This is a genomic window from Erythrobacter sp. S267 (assembly GCF_057365045.1).
The window spans coordinates 1,192,493-1,206,715 of the sequence record NZ_CP200298.1; the positions used below are offsets into that span (position 1 = coordinate 1,192,493).

General features: G+C 58.5%; 15 protein-coding genes and 1 tRNA gene. 10 read left to right on the forward strand and 6 right to left on the reverse strand.

The window, feature by feature from the left end; translation table 11 throughout:
• Positions 1 to 122: 122 nt before the first annotated feature.
• A complete protein-coding gene (locus AC0V6X_RS05515; protein ID WP_486183586.1) occupies positions 123 to 611 on the reverse strand; it encodes an Hsp20 family protein in 489 nt (162 codons plus the stop codon).
• A 198-nt stretch (positions 612 to 809) separates the two neighbouring features.
• On the opposite strand from AC0V6X_RS05515, the gene grxC reads away from it, so the two are divergent.
• The 4 genes from grxC (at position 810) to AC0V6X_RS05535 (ending at position 2,519) form a co-directional block, all read left to right on the forward strand.
• Complete coding sequence (gene grxC / locus AC0V6X_RS05520) at positions 810 to 1,073, forward strand: glutaredoxin 3 (protein ID WP_486183587.1); 264 nt, start codon at positions 810 to 812, stop codon at positions 1,071 to 1,073.
• A gap of 9 nt (positions 1,074 to 1,082) precedes the next feature.
• On the forward strand, positions 1,083 to 1,901 hold the full coding sequence (locus AC0V6X_RS05525; protein ID WP_486183588.1) for a carbon-nitrogen hydrolase family protein: 819 nt from the start codon (positions 1,083 to 1,085) through the stop codon (positions 1,899 to 1,901).
• A 9-nt stretch (positions 1,902 to 1,910) separates the two neighbouring features.
• Positions 1,911 to 2,408 carry a DUF1178 family protein gene (locus AC0V6X_RS05530; RefSeq protein WP_486183589.1) on the forward strand — a complete coding sequence of 166 codons (498 nt, stop codon included), beginning with the start codon at positions 1,911 to 1,913 and terminating at the stop codon, positions 2,406 to 2,408.
• A gap of 37 nt (positions 2,409 to 2,445) precedes the next feature.
• A tRNA-Arg gene (locus AC0V6X_RS05535) sits at positions 2,446 to 2,519 on the forward strand.
• A 303-nt stretch (positions 2,520 to 2,822) separates the two neighbouring features.
• Here the strand turns inward: AC0V6X_RS05535 and AC0V6X_RS05540 are convergent.
• Positions 2,823 to 3,734, reverse strand: a complete 912-nt coding sequence (locus tag AC0V6X_RS05540) for a haloalkane dehalogenase (RefSeq protein WP_486183590.1) — start codon at positions 3,732 to 3,734, stop codon at positions 2,823 to 2,825.
• A gap of 61 nt (positions 3,735 to 3,795) precedes the next feature.
• Here AC0V6X_RS05540 and AC0V6X_RS05545 point away from each other — a divergent pair, with 61 nt between their 5' ends.
• The 4 genes from AC0V6X_RS05545 to AC0V6X_RS05560 all read left to right on the forward strand — a co-directional run bounded on the left by AC0V6X_RS05545 (position 3,796) and on the right by AC0V6X_RS05560 (position 8,046).
• Positions 3,796 to 4,956, forward strand: a complete 1,161-nt coding sequence (locus AC0V6X_RS05545) for an acyl-CoA dehydrogenase family protein (RefSeq protein ID WP_486183591.1) — start codon at positions 3,796 to 3,798, stop codon at positions 4,954 to 4,956.
• Between the two features lie 106 nt (positions 4,957 to 5,062).
• On the forward strand, positions 5,063 to 5,362 hold the full coding sequence (locus AC0V6X_RS05550; RefSeq protein ID WP_486183592.1) for an FtsB family cell division protein: 300 nt from the start codon (positions 5,063 to 5,065) through the stop codon (positions 5,360 to 5,362).
• Between the two features lie 194 nt (positions 5,363 to 5,556).
• Entirely contained in the window at positions 5,557 to 6,684 is a 1,128-nt protein-coding gene (gene pdhA, locus AC0V6X_RS05555; protein WP_486183593.1) for a pyruvate dehydrogenase (acetyl-transferring) E1 component subunit alpha, read from the forward strand.
• A 3-nt stretch (positions 6,685 to 6,687) separates the two neighbouring features.
• Entirely contained in the window at positions 6,688 to 8,046 is a 1,359-nt protein-coding gene (locus AC0V6X_RS05560) for a pyruvate dehydrogenase complex E1 component subunit beta (RefSeq protein WP_486183594.1), read from the forward strand.
• Between the two features lie 30 nt (positions 8,047 to 8,076).
• Here the strand turns inward: AC0V6X_RS05560 and AC0V6X_RS05565 are convergent, their stop codons facing one another.
• From AC0V6X_RS05565 to AC0V6X_RS05575, 3 genes are read right to left on the reverse strand one after another with little or no spacing between them, the layout of a single operon-like run.
• Positions 8,077 to 8,772, reverse strand: coding sequence for a TadE/TadG family type IV pilus assembly protein (locus AC0V6X_RS05565; protein ID WP_486183595.1), 696 nt, complete (start codon positions 8,770 to 8,772; stop codon positions 8,077 to 8,079).
• The gene (locus AC0V6X_RS05570; RefSeq protein ID WP_486183596.1) at positions 8,772 to 9,371 is read right to left on the reverse strand and encodes a TadE/TadG family type IV pilus assembly protein; all 600 of its coding nucleotides are present in this window, start codon (positions 9,369 to 9,371) and stop codon (positions 8,772 to 8,774) included. The genes AC0V6X_RS05565 and AC0V6X_RS05570 overlap by 1 nt, the downstream gene beginning before the upstream one ends.
• Positions 9,368 to 11,383 carry a pilus assembly protein TadG-related protein gene (locus tag AC0V6X_RS05575; protein WP_486183597.1) on the reverse strand — a complete coding sequence of 672 codons (2,016 nt, stop codon included), beginning with the start codon at positions 11,381 to 11,383 and terminating at the stop codon, positions 9,368 to 9,370. Before AC0V6X_RS05575 ends, AC0V6X_RS05570 begins: the two co-directional genes overlap by 4 nt.
• A gap of 216 nt (positions 11,384 to 11,599) precedes the next feature.
• Here AC0V6X_RS05575 and AC0V6X_RS05580 point away from each other — a divergent pair, with 216 nt between their 5' ends.
• Entirely contained in the window at positions 11,600 to 12,262 is a 663-nt protein-coding gene (locus AC0V6X_RS05580) for a hypothetical protein (protein ID WP_486183598.1), read from the forward strand.
• A 72-nt stretch (positions 12,263 to 12,334) separates the two neighbouring features.
• The gene (locus AC0V6X_RS05585) at positions 12,335 to 12,808 is read left to right on the forward strand and encodes an EF-hand domain-containing protein (protein WP_486183599.1); all 474 of its coding nucleotides are present in this window, start codon (positions 12,335 to 12,337) and stop codon (positions 12,806 to 12,808) included.
• Between the two features lie 9 nt (positions 12,809 to 12,817).
• Here AC0V6X_RS05585 and trmFO read toward each other — a convergent pair whose 3' ends face one another.
• The gene (gene trmFO / locus AC0V6X_RS05590) at positions 12,818 to 14,203 is read right to left on the reverse strand and encodes a methylenetetrahydrofolate--tRNA-(uracil(54)-C(5))-methyltransferase (FADH(2)-oxidizing) TrmFO (protein WP_486183600.1); all 1,386 of its coding nucleotides are present in this window, start codon (positions 14,201 to 14,203) and stop codon (positions 12,818 to 12,820) included.
• Between the last annotated feature and the right edge of the window lie 20 nt (positions 14,204 to 14,223).

Sequence of the window (14,223 nt, forward strand, 5' to 3'; positions counted from 1 at the left end):
CGTCTTCTGCGACCCGGACGGTCAGACCAAAGCGAGGCGACTTAATTGTCGCGGGGGCGGTTCCGCAAGGAGCCGCCCCCACTTGTTTTCATGTCGGTGTAGAACCTGCTGCGTGCCGAAATTTATGCGGCATTTGCAGCGTCATCAGACGCTTCATCGCTCTCGTCGGGAACAGCGGTCAGCGTCGTGCCGCCATTTACAGCGATCTTCTTTGGCTTCATGGCATCGGGCACTTCGCGCACCAGATCGATCACCAGCAGGCCGTCGGCGAGTTGGGCATTCTCCACGCGGACATAATCAGCCAGCTCAAAGCGGCGCTCAAAGCCGCGATTCGCGATCCCGACATGGAGCAGTTCTGCCCCATCATCGATATCGTCGCGCTTCTTGCCTTGCACGGTGAGCAAATTCGCCTGAGCCGTGATGTCGATATCCTGCGTGCGGAAACCGGCCACGGCGAGCGTGATGCGGTAATTGTCCGCGCCGCTCTTGGCGATGTTGAAAGGGGGGTAATTGTCACCCGAATTCAGCCGCGCCTGGTTCTCAAGAAGATCGAACAGGCGGTCAAAACCAACGGTTGAACGGCGATAGGGTGTAAAATCAAGACGTGACATAATCTTCAAATCCTCTTTGCTTTGAGCAATTTGTATGTTGCGCAGACCTGCCTCGTGCAGCGCCTGCCGGATGTCTCCTCAATGGATGCTTCCCGAAACCGGCGAAGCGACTGGATCATTGCGGCGACACACCCTAGTTAAGGGGCTCTGATTGGCTTTCAAGGGGGCGTGTGGAGCGCTCCCGAGGGACTTGAAAACATGACACTTCCGACGATCGATATTTACACCAAATTCGCCTGCCCGTTCTGTGTGCGAGCGAAGCATCTGCTCGACCAGAAGGGTGCTGCCTATAACGAATATGACATCACCATGGGCGGAGAGAAGCGCGATGAGATGATGGAGCGTGCTCCTGAAGCGCGCACTGTGCCGCAAATCTTCATTGGTGAGACCCATGTAGGCGGTTCGGATGATCTTGCTGCACTGGAAGCGGCCGGCAAACTCGACGCTCTGCTGGCGGGGTAGGGGGCTTTCTTGCCCAAGATCGCTGTCCTCCAGATGAATTCGGGCATCGACCCGGAGGAGAACTACGGCGTGATTGCTGCGGCGATGCAGGAGGCTAAGGCTGGCGGTGCTGAGGCTCTGTTTTCGCCGGAGATGGCGCTGCTGCAAGACCGGAACCGCAAGCGCGGGGCCGCAATAATGGCGACCCCCGATTACGCTGATTTTGACGAGCGGCTGCGCGAACTGGCGATCAATGTAGGAATTGATCTGGCGCTGGGATCGATGCCTGTGCCGCTGCCGAGCGGCAAGTGTGCCAATCGCTCACGCTACTTCGGCGCAGACGGTGCACAGCGCGCGCAATACGATAAAATCCACATGTTCGACGTCGAGCTTTCCACCGGAGAGACTTGGCGGGAGAGCAGCGCCTATCAGCCGGGCGAAGAGGTGGTCACGTTGGAGGATACTCCGCTTGGACGGCTTGGTCTGACAATCTGCTACGACATGCGCTTCCCCGCTATGTTTGAGGCTCTGGGCAAGCGGCGCTGTGATGCCATCGCCGTTCCCGCCGCTTTCACCAAGCCCACGGGTGCCGCGCATTGGCACGTTATGCTTAGAGCTCGCGCTATCGAGGCCTCTGCGTTCGTCATCGCCGCCGCCCAGGTCGGTAAACATGAAGATGGTCGCGTGACCTACGGGCACTCGCTCGTCGTTGACCCGTGGGGAGAGGTGCTGCTCGACATGGGCGGAGAGGAACCCGGCCTCGGCTTTTGCGACATTGACCTCGCGCGTATCGCAGAGGTCCGCGCTCAAGTCCCAAGTCTTGCCAACCGCCGCAAAATTCCCAATTAGACCAGCAGCATGATCGTATTCGACCTTCATTGTGAGCATGGCCACCGGTTTGAGGCGTGGTTCGGTTCCTCCTCCGATTATGAGGATCAGCGTGAGCGCGGGCTTGTGACGTGTCCGCATTGCGGCACAGATCAGGTAAGCAAGGCCCCGATGGCTCCAGCGGTACCTGCCAAAAGCAACCGCGAAGTGGCTCGTCCCGCCCCCAATCCTGCGCCGCAAGAGGTAGTCGAAGCGGGTGGCTCAACGCCGGTTTCCAACACCGAAATGCCCGCTGAAGTACAGGCCGCAATGCAGAAGCTGGCGGAGGCTCAGGCCAAGGCGCTCGAGAAGAGCACCTATGTGGGCAAGGACTTCGCCTCACAATCGCGCGAAATGCACTATGGCGAGCGGGATGAGGCTCCAATCCACGGGCAGGCTAGTCTTGAGGAAGCCAAGGCGCTGGTGGATGAAGGCGTTCCGGTTGCCCCGCTGCCATTTCCGGTCGCGCCGCCTGAAAAACTGAATTGATTGATTAGAGTGAAGGCAGTGCTATTGGGACGAGCAAGTCCCCGTAGCTCAGTTGGATAGAGCGTCGGATTCCTAATCCGAAGGCCACAGGTTCGAATCCTGTCGGGGACACGCTCTGCCGATCAGATCGAAAGGAGCGCTCGGCAAATCCGCAAAGTGGCTCAAAAGCCATTCGGAAAAGCCGAAGCGCCCTTTCAAATCCCAAGTCTCAACAGCAGACTGCTCTGCATCCGAAGCATTCGGTTAAACCGGAGCGAAGGGATGTGTGGTTCCCCGCATTCGGTAAGTTCCTGAGTGCCTCCGAAAGACACTTGATGACTACCTAGGTAGGGTCATCAAAACAAGAATGATGTCATAGGCATAGACGCGTAGGTACTGCTCCGAGGGCGCGCATTCAGACCTCGCTGTGCGCGGTCAAATCATTCCCGCCTTCTTGGCGACCAGGATGACGCCTTGCGCCAACTCGACGGGCCGATCTTCTTGGCAGAAGTGTCCGCAGGTCGAAAGGATGTCATGGGGCAAACCTTTGGCGCCTTTGACGCGCTCTGACAGGGTTTTGCCTAGACCCCCAGTCACCGGATCGTCCGCTCCGAACAGCGTCAGGAACGGCTTGTCAAAGGCAGAGAGGCCTTCCCAGGCAGCCTTGTTTTGCGCGATCCCGTCCATACCGTCTTCGACTGGGACCAATTGTGGGAAAGCGCGCGCGCCGGCCTTGCTCGGTTCATCGGGGAAGGGAGCGTCATAGGCAGCGATCTCTTCCGCAGTTCGTTCGGTTGCGGTGGCGCGTTGGAGCAGCTCTCCGATTGCAAACTCAGGCGAGCTCTTGGCGAATTCACGCCATGCAAGGAAGGCGGGGGAAGGCGTGCCTCCGGTCGGCAGGAAGGTGTTGCTGGCGACGACGCAGGTGAATTTCTCGGGTTCCTCACCCACCATGCGAAGGCCCAGTAATCCGCCCCAATCCTGACAGAAGAGTGCAGCAGGCTGCGGCACAACCGCCTCGCGCCATTGCTTAAGCCAGCTGATATGGCGGTCATACGTGTAGAACGCGACGTCATCGGGCGTGTCGCTTTTGCCAAAGCCGATGAGGTCAGGCGCAAGCACGCGGAAGCCTGCATCGACCAGCACCGGGATCATCTTGCGATAGAGAAAGCTCCAACTCGGCTCTCCGTGGAAGAGTAGGACGGGCGGGGCGTCCCTTGGTCCTTCGTCGATATAGTGCATGCGGCCTTCAAAGCCGTCACCCAGATCGACCGTCACCCAATTCTCCGCAAAGGGATAATCGGGAATGTCGGCAAATCGCGAAAGGTCCGCTTTGAGCACTTGCATGTTTCTCTCTCTCCCACGTATCGAATGGCGACAATCAGTAGCATAGGAAAACTGAAGAGCAATGCAGACCGAGACCGAAGAAATTGCCGAGATCCGGCGCGCGGTGCGCAGCCTATGCGATGACTTCCCCGGCGAATACTGGCGCGCAAAAGACGCCGCGCGCGAATATCCGGGCGAGTTCGTTGACGCGCTGACCAAGGCCGGTTTCCTCGCCGCTCTGATCCCGCCCGAATATGGCGGTAGTGGACTGAGCCTGGATGCAGCTTGCGTCATCATGGAGGAGATTCAGGCGACCGGCTGCAATGGCTCCTCTGCCCATGCGCAAATGTACATTATGAACACTCTGCTGCGTTACGGATCGGATGAGCAGAAAGCGCAATATCTCCCGCGTATCGCGAGCGGTGAATTGCGACTGCAGGCCTTTGGTGTCTCCGAACCTACCAGCGGGACCGACACGTTGAGCCTCAAGACAAAGGCGGTGCGCGACGGTGATGAGTATATCATCTCAGGTCAGAAAATCTGGACGAGCCGAGCCGAACACTCCGACCTGATGATGTTGCTTGCTCGAACGACCCCTCGCGAGTCAGTTGAGAAGAAGACTGAGGGCCTCTCGATCTTCCTCGTCGACATGCAGGAGGCTCTCACGTCGGGCATGAGCATCAAGCCGATCCGCACGATGATGAACCATTCGTCTTGCGAGGTCTTCTTTGACGATCTGCGCATCCCGGCTTCGGCACTGGTAGGCGAGGAGGGGAAGGGCTTCCGCTACATCCTTTCGGGCATGAACGCAGAACGCATCCTGATCGCTGCCGAGTGCATCGGCGATGCGAAGTGGTTCATTGACCAGGCCAAAACCTATGCCAGCGACCGCAACGTCTTCGCGCGGCCCATTGGTCAGAACCAAGGCGTGCAGTTTCCCATCGCGCGCTCTTACGCTCAGATGCGTGCGGCCGAGCTGATGGTCCACCACGCCGCACAGGTCTATGATCAAGGCGGCAATCCGGGGGCAGAGGCGAATATGGCCAAACTGCTCGCGTCCGAAGCCAGCTGGGCGGCGGCTGATATGTGCGTCCAGACCTTTGGTGGTTTCGGCTTTGCCGAGGAGTATGATGTCGAGCGCAAGTTCCGCGAGGCGCGGCTCTATACTGTTGCGCCGATCTCTACGAACCTGATCCTCTCATACCTTGCTGAGCATGTTCTGGGGTTGCCCAGATCGTACTGAGTAAGCGCGTTCGCGCACGTAATATGCCGATCTGGCAGCATTTTGCTTGCGCCGGGCGGTTAACTATGATTCTGTGACAATTCTTACACGGGAGTAGAGGGACCCCATGCACCGGCCGCCACGCGAACATGTCAAACAAGGGCTAGCACTGCTTGTGCTGGTTGCTTTGACCGTTGCCGCGATTGCTGGGCCGACGGGGCTTCTGGCGTGGGCAGAGAACTCTGAAGCGCTTGAGCAGCGAGAGGCCCGTATTGCTGTCCTTTCCGAGCGGCGGGATGCGCTGCGCAACCGTGTCGAATTGCTCGACCCCAATGGCGCCGATCCCGATTTGGTGAGCGAGCTGGTTCGCAAGGAGCTGGGCGCGATTCACCCGGATGAGATCGTCGTAACTTTGGAAGACGAATAGGCTGAAAGGCCACAATTCAGACGCCATTGGGTTGGCGATTTTTCCAGTTATAACCAGAACGGCTAAAAGCACGGCTTTCGTGCCACTTTACGTTGCGTCAGTCTGTGCTTTGCGTATAGCAAGCCGGACTTGGATATGCGCGCACTTCTCCTCCCCGGACGCGCATATTGGGATGAGAAAAAGGGATCAAAAACTTGGCTAAGAAACCAGCCCGCAAAACGCCTGCGGCTAAGAAAACCGCGCCTGCAAAGAAGGCCGCTTCGACTGCTACGGCAGACCCTCTGGCCCCATCGGATGATCCGGATTTCATCCTCCATTCGCTCCAGGAAGAGTTTGAGGCAGCGAAGAGCTTTGCGGCTTCTGACGATCAGATGTTGGAATTTTATCGCCAGATGCTCCTCATCCGCCGGTTTGAAGAGAAAGCGGGCCAGCTCTATGGCCTCGGCCTGATTGGCGGCTTTTGCCACCTATATATCGGTCAGGAAGCGGTCGCGATTGGGCTTCAGTCTGCGCTCGACAACGATAAGGACAGCGTGATCACCGGTTACCGCGATCACGGCCACATGCTTGCCTATGGGATTGACCCCAAGGTGATCATGGCTGAGCTGACCGGGCGCGAAGCGGGTATCTCAAAGGGCAAGGGCGGGTCGATGCACATGTTCTCGACCGAGCACAAATTCTACGGCGGTCACGGCATCGTGGGCGCGCAGGTCGCGCTGGGCGGGGGCCTTGCACTGGCTCACCAGTACAATGAAGATGGCGGACTGTGCCTTGCCTATTTCGGAGACGGCGCTGCCAACCAGGGTCAAGTCTATGAGACCTTCAACATGGCAGCGCTCTGGAATCTGCCGATCGTTTTCGTGGTTGAGGACAACCAATACGCGATGGGCACAAGCAGCTCTCGCTCCTCGGCAGAGACCCGCTTCCACCGCCGCGGCACCGCCTTCCGCATTCCGGGCATGGACGTGAACGGGATGGACGTGCTCGAAGTGCGCGCTGCAGCTGAAGTTGCCTTCAAGCATGTGCGCGATGGCAAGGGTCCTGTGCTGATGGAGCTCAACACCTATCGCTATCGTGGCCACTCCATGTCCGATCCCGCCAAGTATCGCACCCGCGATGAAGTGCAGGAACAGCGCGAGAAGCACGACCCTATTGAGCGGCTCAAGAAGACGTTGATCGAGGCGGGCCACGGCGAGGATGATCTCAAAGCCATCGACAAGGATATCCGCAAGATCGTGACGGAGGCGGCAGACTTTGCCGAAAGCTCGCCGGAACCCGCGCCATCCGAACTCTACACCGATGTTCTGGTGGAGGAGTATTGATCGATGGCTATTGAACTGAAAATGCCCGCTCTCTCTCCTACCATGGAGGAAGGCACGCTCGCCAAATGGCTCAAGGCCGAAGGTGACGCGATTGAACCCGGCGATATCATCGCCGAGATCGAGACTGACAAGGCGACGATGGAGTTTGAGGCGGTGGACGAAGGTGTCCTGTCCAAAATCCTCATCGCGGAAGGCACTGAGAATGTCGCGGTTGGCACAGTGATCGCTGAGTTGGAAGGGGAGGGTGACGAAGCTGCTCCTGCGCCGACGCCGGCTCCTGCCGCCGCAGCGCCTGCGCCTGTGCCCACTCCGGCACCCGCACCCACTCCGGCAGCAAGCAGCGCGCCTGTTAGCGATCCTGAGATCCCGGCAGGCACGAGCTTCACCTCCACGACGGTGCGCGAAGCTCTACGCGATGGTATGGCCGAAGAAATGCGCGCTGATCGGCGCGTCTTTGTCATGGGTGAAGAAGTCGCTGAGTACCAAGGCGCGTACAAAGTCACCCAAGGACTGCTCGACGAATTTGGCCCAAAGCGCGTCATCGACACGCCGATCACCGAATACGGCTTTGCCGGTATCGGCAGCGGGGCTGCGATGGGTGGGCTTCGTCCGATTGTGGAGTTCATGACGTTCAACTTTGCGATGCAGGCGATTGACCACATCGTGAATTCGGCGGCGAAGACGAATTATATGAGCGGCGGCCAGATGCGCTGCCCGATTGTCTTCCGTGGTCCCAATGGCGCGGCGAGCCGCGTGGGTGCGCAGCACTCACAGAACTACGGCCCCTGGTATGCCAGCGTGCCCGGTCTGATCGTGATCGCGCCCTATGACAGCTCGGACGCCAAGGGTCTGATGAAGGCGGCAATCCGCTCAGAGGACCCCGTTGTCTTCCTTGAGAATGAGCTGGTCTACGGCCGTTCCTTCGACGTGCCGGACCTCGACGACCACGTCCTGCCTATCGGGAAGGCGCGGATCGTGCGCGAAGGCAAGGATGCGACCATTGTGACCTACTCAATCGGCGTGGACCTTGCTCTTGAAGCGGCTGACGCGCTGGCAGAGCAGGGGATTGATGCCGAGGTCATCGACCTTCGCACTCTGCGTCCGCTCGACAAGGAAACGGTACTCAAGAGCCTCGCCAAGACCAACCGTCTGGTGGTCGCGGAAGAGGGCTGGCCCACGTGCTCCATTGCCAGTGAGATCATTTCGATCTGCATGGAAGAAGGCTTTGACGACCTCGATGCGCCCGTACTGCGGGTCTGCAACGAAGATGTTCCGCTGCCCTATGCCGCAAACCTTGAACAGCTCGCGCTGATCGACGCGCCTCGGATCGTCGAGGCGGTCAAAAAGGTCTGCTACGTCTAAAGAACCGCTGGGCGGGCTGTCCGAGCTAATTTAGCTGGGGCGGTCCGCCGAGAAGGTGCTGCACGAAGCCACGGGGCTCACCGGATTGGTTTGGTACAGCTGTGTGAGATCGCGGCTATCGCGTACGTTGAAAGCAGCGGTGTAGTTGAGGTCGGTATCACCAAAGAAGTCCAGCGGCGTGAGCGGCTGATAGGTGTAGGACACCTCCACGAACATCACGGCCGTGCCAGAGCTAGCGGTGATCATGCTGCCAGTCTCGCCCATGCCGGCAAGGTCAGTGCCTGAAGCGCCATCGCCTTCAACACCGTAGCTCGACGTGTGGTTCTTGGCACCGCGACAACGCTGCCAAGCGATCCATTGCCCGCCGTCAGAGTTCACTTGGAGGCTGGAGACGATAATCCGGCCTTGCTCGTAAATGTTGTATTGCGCACCCAGCTTCTCGGCGCCGACCAGCGTGCCATTGATGTCGTCTTCATAGACCTTTTTGGAGGTCAGAACATCGGACTCACCCACACGCGATGCGTTATCGGCCACCTGCATGGCGACCTGACTGATCTGCATATGCGTGATGGTATAGTAGGCTGTCTCGGTCCCAAGCAGGCCAAGGCCCAGCACAATCGGGGCCGTAAAGGCGAATTCAACCATAGCCACAGCGGAGTTGTCGCGGCCAAGATCTTTGAGCCACGCAAAACGCGATTTCGTCGGAGCAGGTGTCTGAGTGGTCATTAGGGGCAATTCCCGGTTGCAACGGTGACGTCTTGGACGTCGTAAGGTTGGTTACGAAGCACTGTCGAAGCGCGCACTTCCACAGTTTGGGGTAGGCCAGCGAGGCCGTACATCGGGAACAGGCGATTATAGCTCACAACAGCGGTGTAGAGCACAGCGTCGCGCGCGCCGCCGATCCCGGCTTTACCACGGTCAGCATCCCACTGACCGTTGCTGTTATAATCAACGAAGGGCTCGTTGTTATTGCAGACGCCGTCGCCGTTATCGTCGGAATATTCCTCTTCCTCGCCGATATCTTCGAACTCGAAGTGGGACAGTTTCTCGAGCGTGACGGTTGCGCTGTCAGGGACAACGTTCTGAACCTGAGTAATCACGACGTTGTCGATCTGACTTTGGTTCAGACCCGCACTCTCCAGCGTCAAGTCACGGCCCGCTTTCTGCATCGCGCCATTGACCAGGGCAGAGGTGTACTGCGTGTGCGCCAGATCAAAGATGCCCATGATCATGAGGATCAGAACCGGCGCGACAAAGCCGAACTCGACCAGTGTCGCGCCGTCTTCGTCACGGCGGATGCGCTTGATGGCCTTACCGAACATCATGCCGTCAACCTCAGCGCTGCGATCTTCTCAGCGATTTCCTTGAACGCTTTGTCCAGCGCATCGGCGTCCTGAGCAGAATATGCACGGCCCGGGGTCGCACAATCGATCAGGTTCTGAGACAGCGCAGTACCAAACGCGATCACCCAGACAGACACGTTCTTGTTACGCGCGGCACGGCAGGCGGCCTGGAAGCGCGCCGCGTGACGGTCATCAAGATCCGTGCTGCCGTCGGCAGTGACGCGGCGGTCCCACCACTCCAAACCATACGGATTATAGGAGTAGTTGATAGGCTGCAGCGTACCATCCGTCATGAAGACGATGTGGCGGGCAATGCTCTCACCGTTCGGTGCGGTGGTGTTTTCTGCCGCAAAGATCCCGTCCGGCGAGATGAAGCGAGCGCCCCAGATCATGCCGATATCGTGATAGGTGTTACCGGTTGCGGTAAAGCCATTGGAGGCCTTGAGCCAATCGGCCAGATCATCACGATCATCGAATTCAGCAAGCTTGCGCGCTTCCTTCGGACAGATTTCATAGCCCTGAGTCTTGTTCTCAGTCGAGATCAAGTCGGTCAAAACGCGGTCGGCTGAAGTGGCGTATGATCCGCCATCGACATACCGAGCAAAAGACAGCGATGGGAGCATCGGTGCCCACTTCTCGTCTTCAGTGGTAGGGATCAGATCGACGTCGAGGTCATAAGCGCCTGTTGGCACTGGATCCCAAGTTGCCGAGTTGACGGTTGCCGCTTCTTCGATGCAGCCGTCCCAGCTGTGGGTCTCATTGACCTCGTTCCAGCCCGTCGGGAGCGACACCGATCCGTTGGTGTACACGTTAGAGATGTTCCAACTTACCGGAGCGTAGTTCCACTCAAATGTCTGAACTTCGATCTCTTCACGAGTTTCGATCTGTGTGATCGTCGATTCACCATCATATCGATAATAGTTGTAGTCGACGGTGCACGCCCCGGTAGAGCTGTTGTAGTTCCAATTCGTCCAGTACCAAAGCCCGTAGTTTACAACGCCTTCATAGGTCGTAGTGCGGGGGTCGGATCCTGATTGAGAGACCTGGGTCCACCCTGATGAGTCGGGGCGAGGGTCAATGTCCCAAAAGTCGACGCGGTAAGAATCGCGACACTCAGATTCGCTCGAGGTGTTTACTGACGAGCCAGAGAAGCCATGTGCATCACCCACGTTGCCGGTCGTCTCGACGATATAGTTATAGCCGCCGCCTGTGCGGGTGTAGGTCGACGAAACGGGTTCGTAATCACCATAATCAATCGTGGTGGTCCATTCGGCCTCACGTGATTGGTAGGTGTGGCTGGTCTTCATGTACTGGGTAGGGATCGACTTCCCGACATTGACCTGCTGCGAATAGGGCACGATGCCATAGCGGACCTGCGCGCTGTCAGAGGTCGCAGCATCAACCGTGTCGTAAAATGTCAGAGCCGATTTCCGCAGCGACTCGATCCGAGTGCCGTCGGAGCTGCAAGAGGTCCAAGTGCCGTCGGGGCAGCGGTTCATCGAACCGGTGACGTCGAGGACGAAGACGATATCGGTGTTCGAAATGTTGATGTCAGCGGAGCATTCAACCTCAAGATCGAACGTCTCATAGCCAAAAGCGCCCATGATCGTCGTTGGCATATTGCCAGTCGCCGTACCGCTCACGATGCCATCGTCATCAGAGCTGTATTGGCGGCTTAGATCCTTCAGGCCAAAGGTCCCCTCGGGATAGTTGTGGTCGAAGAAGTTCTCGCCAATCGTGCGGTGTTCATCGTTGAAGTCGAGCTTGTCCATCGCCCGGCGCGCGGCGAGAGCGCCGGCGTCACAGGCTGCCTGGAGGCGCGTTTCCGCCATGTAGTAGCGGCTTGCATCGACACCCCCGCCGACCATCGCCATCAGCGGCACCAGTGAGGCGGCTGAGATTGCGATCGTGTTCGCAGCATTGTCCTTCGCAAAATTGCGAAGGAAAGACAGCGGTTGCCCGCCCGTCTCTGGTTGATCAATGTTATGGCCCATAACGTCTGCGTCCTTCAGGTCGAATCCAGCACGAAATAGTGCGAAATTTCCGATAGATGCGACATCAATAGACTATGGGGGGTAAGCGAATTCCCAAGCTGCGTGGTTAACGACAAGTTACTTTCGCCCTTTGCATTTAACTTCGATTTCGAACTGCGCATCGCGGTGGTCAGCCGCTTGACAAACACCCGACTTACAAGGCTAGCACGCACGCTGATGACCCATGAAGCCGATGAAAATCTGCCTAACGAAGTGCAACTGGCGCTGGCCTATACAGCGCCTGATTTGCGTGACGCGTTAAGGATATTCTTTGAGCTAGATGCGCGTCTGGCCCGCATTGTCGCGGGCACAAATGAAGCGATGCTGGGGCAAATGCGGCTCGCGTGGTGGCGTGACATGCTTGGACAAGAGGCGGACCAAAGACCCCGAGGCGATGCCGTGCTTGACGGGATCGGGACCTATTGGGGCGACCACGCGCCCGCTTTGATCGCACTGGTCGATGGCTGGGAATATATGCTGGCGGAAGAATTCGACGCCAAAGCTGCGATGCAATTCGCAACCAACCGCGCAAAGCCAGCTGGTGAGTTTGCCAGGATGGTGTCAGGCGACGCTGAACAAGCTGAACTGCTTGCCAAGACCTTTACACTCTGGGCGCTTGCCGATGCGGCGGTGAACATATCGGATGCGGGTGAGCGCGAGACCTTGTTGAGCCTTGCACGAGCCGAGCCTGCTAAGTCTCAGCGCTTCCCAAAGGCATTGCGCGGGCTAGCTGTTCTGACAGCGCTTGCCCGTCGATCAGTCCAACGCGATGCGCGTCCTTTGATGGAGGGACGGGGTGCGGCGTTGACTGCGATGAGAGCCGCTATGCTCGGGAGGTGATTATGTGTTATCCCTTGTCTTGAAGGTGCAGAACTTCAGGGGGTCGTAAGGCCCAAAACAGGGTCGGATAGAATGCGTCAAACAGTGTTGGGAGTGTTCCTGGGTCTCGTCTTTGCGAGCATCGGGGTTTTCTGGTGGCAAGGCCGCGCGCAGGTGGAAGACAATGCTCCGCCACCGCCCGAACCCGAAGCCTTGGCGGAGGCTGATCCAGAGGCACTGCCGGAGGTTGATCCGGGTGACATGGTGGGCCCCGCACCGCCTGAGGCAAGTGAGCTTACGCGCGAAGAGCGTCGCTTCTTCCGCTATGACCGCAATCGCGACCGGATCATCACCCGGCAGGAAATGCTCTCCACCCGCACCGATGCTTTCCGCAAGCTGGATGTCGATGGAAACAACCTGCTGACATTTGAGGAATGGGCGGTCACCACCTCGGACCGCTTTGCCAAGATGGACGGGAACGCAGACCAGCGTCTGACACCGGCTGAATTTGCAACCTCAGCCCCTGCGCCGCGCACAACGACGCGGCGAACCAGCTGCAATTGCTAAGGTGCGTGGTTAGGCGGGGGCCAGTTCCTCGCTCTCCCTGAGCCAGCTTTGCAGATCAGCCTTTGCGCGCGAGGTGTAGGCCTCCTTGCGCTGCTTCTTCTTCACCTCGTGCATCGGAGGGAAAAGGCCGAAGTTTACGTTCATGGGCTGAAACGTATCTGCCGCGGCATCGCCGGTAATGTGGCTCAGAAGCGCTCCAAGCGCAGTTGAGGCAGGCAAGGCGCGCCATTCGCGTCCCGCCAATTCGCACGCAGTCATCATGCCTGCGACAAGGCCGATGGCGGCGCTTTCAACATAACCCTCGCATCCCGTCACTTGCCCCGCAAAGCGCACATGAGGCGCTGCTTTCAGGCGCAACTGCCGGTCGAGGACCTGCGGCGAGTTCAGGAAGGTGTTGCGATGGAGCCCGCCGAGCCGCGCAAACTCCGCATTCTCAAGCCCCGGTATCGTCCGAAACAATTCAACCTGCGCGCCATATTTCAGCTTCGTCTGGAAGCCGACCATGTTCCAAAGAGTGCCTAGCTTATTGTCCTGACGCAGCTGCACGACGGCATAGGGCCATTTGCCCTGAGGGTGCTCCTCAGAAGTATCGTAGGGATTATCGAGCCCGACGCCCTTCATCGGGCCATAGCGCAAAGTCTCCACTCCGCGCTCGGCCATCACTTCGATCGGCATACAGCCGTCGAAATAGGGCGTGTCCTTCTCCCACTCCTTGAACTCGGTCTTCTCGCCTTCGACGAGGCCTTTGTGGAAGGCGAGGTACTGTTCCTTCGTCATCGGGCAATTGATGTAGTCGCCGTCCTCGTTTGACGCTTCAGTCCGCTTGTTCCAGCGTGATTGGATCCAGCATTTCGACATGTCGATGCTGTCGCGGTGGACGATGGGCGCGATGGCGTCGAAGAATGCGAGCCGTTCTTCTCCGGTCGCGCCCACAATGCTCTGCGCCAGCGATTGTGCGGTCAAAGGCCCAGTGGCAACGATGGTAAGGCCAGCTTCGGGGAGTTGGTCGATCCGTTCGCGCACGACGGTGACGTTGGGATGCTCTGTCAGCATCTTCTGAACTTCGTCAGAGAACACATCACGGTCCACCGCCATCGCGCTGCCGGCCGGCACCCGCGCCACTTCGCCTGCGCGCATCACGATGGAGTCGAGCTCGCGCATTTCGTGGTGGAGCAGGCCTACCGCGTTCTTGGTGTCATCGTCTGAGCGGAAGGAGTTCGAACATACCAGCTCTGCCAGTCCATCGGTTTGGTGTGCAGGGGTCATCTCCCCAGCGCCGCGCATTTCCGAAAGGCGCACCTTTACGCCGCGCCGGGCGAGCTGCCAGGCCGCTTCGCTGCCGGCGAGACCGCCGCCGATTATGTGGACATCGTGGAAGTTGGAACTGTTCGTCATGGAGAGCGAAGTAGTTGCGT

Bases quoted from the DNA above. Each gene is read 5' to 3' on its own strand.
- AC0V6X_RS05515 (WP_486183586.1), bottom strand. From the start codon at position 611: ATGTCACGTCTTGATTTTACACCCTATCGCCGTTCAACCGTTGGTTTT.
- grxC (WP_486183587.1), top strand. From the start codon at position 810: ATGACACTTCCGACGATCGATATTTACACCAAATTCGCCTGCCCGTTC.
- AC0V6X_RS05530 (WP_486183589.1), top strand. From the start codon at position 1,911: ATGATCGTATTCGACCTTCATTGTGAGCATGGCCACCGGTTTGAGGCG.
- AC0V6X_RS05540 (WP_486183590.1), bottom strand. From the start codon at position 3,734: ATGCAAGTGCTCAAAGCGGACCTTTCGCGATTTGCCGACATTCCCGAT.
- AC0V6X_RS05545 (WP_486183591.1), top strand. From the start codon at position 3,796: ATGCAGACCGAGACCGAAGAAATTGCCGAGATCCGGCGCGCGGTGCGC.
- AC0V6X_RS05550 (WP_486183592.1), top strand. From the start codon at position 5,063: ATGCACCGGCCGCCACGCGAACATGTCAAACAAGGGCTAGCACTGCTT.
- AC0V6X_RS05560 (WP_486183594.1), top strand. From the start codon at position 6,688: ATGGCTATTGAACTGAAAATGCCCGCTCTCTCTCCTACCATGGAGGAA.
- AC0V6X_RS05565 (WP_486183595.1), bottom strand. From the start codon at position 8,772: ATGACCACTCAGACACCTGCTCCGACGAAATCGCGTTTTGCGTGGCTC.
- AC0V6X_RS05570 (WP_486183596.1), bottom strand. From the start codon at position 9,371: ATGATGTTCGGTAAGGCCATCAAGCGCATCCGCCGTGACGAAGACGGC.
- AC0V6X_RS05575 (WP_486183597.1), bottom strand. From the start codon at position 11,383: ATGGGCCATAACATTGATCAACCAGAGACGGGCGGGCAACCGCTGTCT.
- AC0V6X_RS05580 (WP_486183598.1), top strand. From the start codon at position 11,600: ATGACCCATGAAGCCGATGAAAATCTGCCTAACGAAGTGCAACTGGCG.
- AC0V6X_RS05585 (WP_486183599.1), top strand. From the start codon at position 12,335: ATGCGTCAAACAGTGTTGGGAGTGTTCCTGGGTCTCGTCTTTGCGAGC.
- trmFO (WP_486183600.1), bottom strand. From the start codon at position 14,203: ATGACGAACAGTTCCAACTTCCACGATGTCCACATAATCGGCGGCGGT.